Raw genomic sequence first — 3,491 nt, 5'->3', positions numbered from 1 at the left:
GGCGTTGCGGATACCTACGGATACAAACCCGCCGCTAGCCCTTGAACGCTTCGCGCCGGGCACTGCGTTCGGCGCGATAGGCGGCGCTCGGTTCACTGATCAGGTCTGCACGACGCAAGGGCTGCCCGCAATGCGCGCAAAGCGGTCCGAGGCCGGCCGGCTCGCCGCAACTGCGGTGGGTATAGACCACCGCCAGGCCTTCCTCGGGCGATTTGCACCAGGTTTCGCCCCAGGCCCGCAGCGCCAGGACCACCGAGTAGAACGCGTCGCCTTTTTCCGTGAGGTGATATTCGTAGCGTTTGGGCCGTTCGCTGTAGGCACGTCGCTCCAGGAGCCCGTCGGCCTCCATGCTCTTCAAGCGCGCCGCGACCATTTGCGGCGTACCGCCGGTCTGCGCCTGGATTTCATCGAAGCGATGACTGCCCATGAACAACTCACGCAGTACCAGCACCGTCCAGCGGTCGCCCACGACGGCTTCGGCCCGGGAAATCGGACACAGGGTTTCGGAAACGGTTGTTTTCACCGACATGCGGTATTGCCTCTTGCCTAGTTACTATGATTATCATATCTACGTGAATTACTGGCAACTACACTTCATCATCCACGGATTATCTTGCGGAGCACCGCCATGTCCAACGCCACCTACCCTCTTGATCGGACGGCCTACCTGCTGGTCGACCCCTACAACGATTTTCTGTCGGAAGGCGGAAAGATCTACCCCTTGATCGAGCCCATTGCCAAGGGCGTTGGCCTGCTCGACAACCTGCGCACGCTTGATCGCACCGTTCGCGGGCTCAACATTCCGGTGGTCATCGTACCGCACCACCGCTGGGAAAAAGGCGACTACGAAAACTGGGATCACCCAAGCCCCACCCAGTGCAAGATCATGCACATGCACCACTTCGCACGCGGCGAATGGGGCGGCGAATGGCACCCCGACTTCGCGCCGCAGGACGGCGACATTGTCGTACAGGAGCATTGGGGTTCCAGCGGTTTTGCCAATACCGACCTCGATTTTCGCCTCAAGCAAAAGGGCATCACCCACGTGATCATCGTCGGCCTGCTGGCCAATACCTGCATCGAGGCAACCGCCCGTTACGCTCAGGAACTCGGCTATCACGTCACCCTGGTACGCGATGCGACCGCGGCCTTCAAGCCGGAGATGATGCATTCGGCCCATGAGCTGAACGGCCCGACCTTCGCTCACGCCATCGTGACCACCGATGAACTGGTTGCCGCACTGGCACAGGCAGGTGTGTGATGCAGTTGACAGGCAACCTGCTGATCGGCGCCAGTGATGTCGGCGCCAGCGAAGGAACCATGAAGGCGCTCAATCCCGCGATAAACCAGCCGATTGAACCGGCGTTCGCACTGGGTGGTGTGGCCGACGTCGACCGGGCTGCGACCCTGGCCGATGAAGCATTCGATGTTTACAGCCATACCTCGCTCACCGTGCGTGCGGAATTCCTTGAACGCATCGCCGACAACCTCGACAGGGTACGCGAGACGCTGGCCGCACGGGCCGCCCTGGAAACCGGTCTGCCGCAAGCGCAACTGGAAGGCGAGGCCCTGAAGGCCGCCACCCAGTTCCGCCAGTTCGCCGATGTCGTGCGCAAGGGACGCTTCCTGCAACTGGCCATCGACCCGGAACAACCCGAGCGCCAGCCACGCCCACGCATGGACCATCGCCTGCAAAAAATCGCCATCGGCCCGGTGGCGATTTTCGGCGCGAGTAACTTCCCCATCGCCTACTCAGTCGCCGGCGGTGATACCGCATCGGCACTGGCGGCAGGCGCCACCGTCATTCTCAAGGCGCACAACGCGCATCCAGGCGCCTCGGAAATCCAGGCCCGCGCCATTCGTGAGGCGGTGCAAGCGTGCGGGCTGCCCGAAGGTGTGTTCTCCATGGTGCGCGGCTCCGGCAATGCCATCGGCGAAGCGCTGGTCGACCATCCACTGATCAAGGCCGTGACCTTCACCGGTTCCGAACAAGGTGGCATGGCACTGTATCGACGTGCGCAGCAGCGCCCCGACCCGATTCCGGTCTTCGCCGAAATGACCAGCGTCAACCCGACCTTCATCCTGCCCCAGGCACTCGCCGAACGCGGCGCGCAGATCGGCGATGGTTTTGTTGAGCGCATGCTGGTCAATGTCGGGCAAGCCTGTCTCAAACCGGCCATTCTGGTGGCCATCGAAGGCACTGGTTTTGAAGCGTTGCGCCACGCCATGAGCAAACGCGTGAGCGAGGCGCCTGCACGCACGATGCTGACACCGGGCATCCATGGGGCGTACCTGAGCGGTCTCTGCGCAATCGAAAACGCCGGTGCCCGCCTCGTCGGCGTTGGCTCGACATCGACCGCAGAGGTGGATGGCCGTTCGGCGCTGTTCGAAGTCGATGGCCAACGCTTTCTCGCCGAACCGTTGCTTTCACAGGAGGTATTCGGCCCGTCCGCGTTGTTGGTGAAGGTCAGGGATGAAGAGGAACTGTTGCGGGTAGCGCGCTCATTCAAGGGGCAACTCAGTGCGACCCTGCATCTTGAACAGGACGATTTGCCACTGGCCCGTCGCTTGCTGCCAACCCTGGAGCGACGCACCGGGCGCATCGTGGTCAATGCCTTTGCCCATCCGCAGGAAGTGTGTTTCGCCACCGTGCACGGCGGGCCGTTTCCAGCCACCTCGGACAGTCGTTTTACCTCGGTGGGCATGACCTCCATCGAACGCTTCCTGCGCCCGGTGGCTTACCAGGGCTTTCCGGATGCCCTGCTGCCGGAACCTCTGCGCGAGGGCAATCCCTTGGGGCTGCCGCGCCTTGTGGACGGTCATTAATGCCATACCGTCAACTGTAGGAGCGAGCCTGCTCGCGATGGTCGTTAACGAAAACGCGTGCTTGCTGGATAAGCGCGGCGCTCTTGAGTCCATCGCGAGCAGGCTCGCTCCTACAACAACGGGTCAGTCAGTTGTTTTTCGCGAGCCTGGTTTCACCGCTGTCCCAACCACCACCCAAGGATTTGTAGATCGCCACAATGGCGCGGTACTGATCGGTTTCACCCAGTGCCTGGGCATCCTCGGCGTTCAATCGCTCACGTTGTGCGTCCAGCAACACCAGATAGTCCACCACCCCTTCCTTGTATTGCGTCGCCGCCAGATCGGCCGCGGCACGACTCGACTCGCTTTGCTTGATCAGCGACAGCAAACGTTGCTGGCGCTTGCCATAGTCGCTGAAGGCGTTTTCAGACTCTTCCAGTGCGAGCAACACCTGTTGCTCATAGGTCGCCAATGCTCCCTCGGCGTCGGCGTTTGCACCACGAATTCGCGCCCGCACACTGCCCAGGTCAAACGCGGCCCAGGTGATGCTCGGACCCAGGCTCCAGGCGCGGGCGGCACTGGAACCGATTTGCGAACCACGCCCCGCAATGAACCCCAGGAACCCACTCAAGCTCACCCGTGGAAACAGGTCGGCGGTGGCCACGCCGACATCGGCCGTTGAAGCC

4 protein-coding genes are annotated in these 3,491 nt (G+C 62.1%); 2 read left to right on the top strand and 2 right to left on the bottom strand.

Annotated features, from left to right (window positions below):
• Nucleotides 1-34: 34 nt before the first annotated feature.
• Complete coding sequence (locus tag PMI29_RS22820) at nt 35-529, bottom strand: winged helix-turn-helix transcriptional regulator (protein ID WP_007995376.1); 495 nt, start codon at nt 527-529, stop codon at nt 35-37.
• A gap of 99 nt (nt 530-628) precedes the next feature.
• Between PMI29_RS22820 and PMI29_RS22825 the strand changes: the two genes are divergently transcribed.
• A complete protein-coding gene (locus tag PMI29_RS22825; RefSeq protein ID WP_007995374.1) occupies nt 629-1,261 on the top strand; it encodes an isochorismatase family cysteine hydrolase in 633 nt (210 codons plus the stop codon).
• Nucleotides 1,261-2,826 (top strand): aldehyde dehydrogenase (NADP(+)), encoded by a 1,566-nt coding sequence (locus PMI29_RS22830; RefSeq protein WP_007995373.1) that lies wholly within the window; start codon nt 1,261-1,263, stop codon nt 2,824-2,826. Before PMI29_RS22825 ends, PMI29_RS22830 begins: the two co-directional genes overlap by 1 nt.
• 127 nt (nt 2,827-2,953) lie before the next feature.
• Here the strand turns inward: PMI29_RS22830 and PMI29_RS22835 are convergent.
• Nucleotides 2,954-3,491, bottom strand: a 538-nt coding sequence (locus PMI29_RS22835) for a TolC family protein (protein WP_007995371.1), incomplete at its 5' end; no start/stop codon positions are given.

It is taken from the genome of Pseudomonas sp. GM49 (assembly GCF_000282355.1).
Taxonomy (GTDB): Bacteria; Pseudomonadota; Gammaproteobacteria; order Pseudomonadales; family Pseudomonadaceae; genus Aquipseudomonas.
The sequence above is the reverse complement of the archived record's forward strand: the minus strand, read 5'-3'. Positions and strand labels throughout refer to the sequence as shown.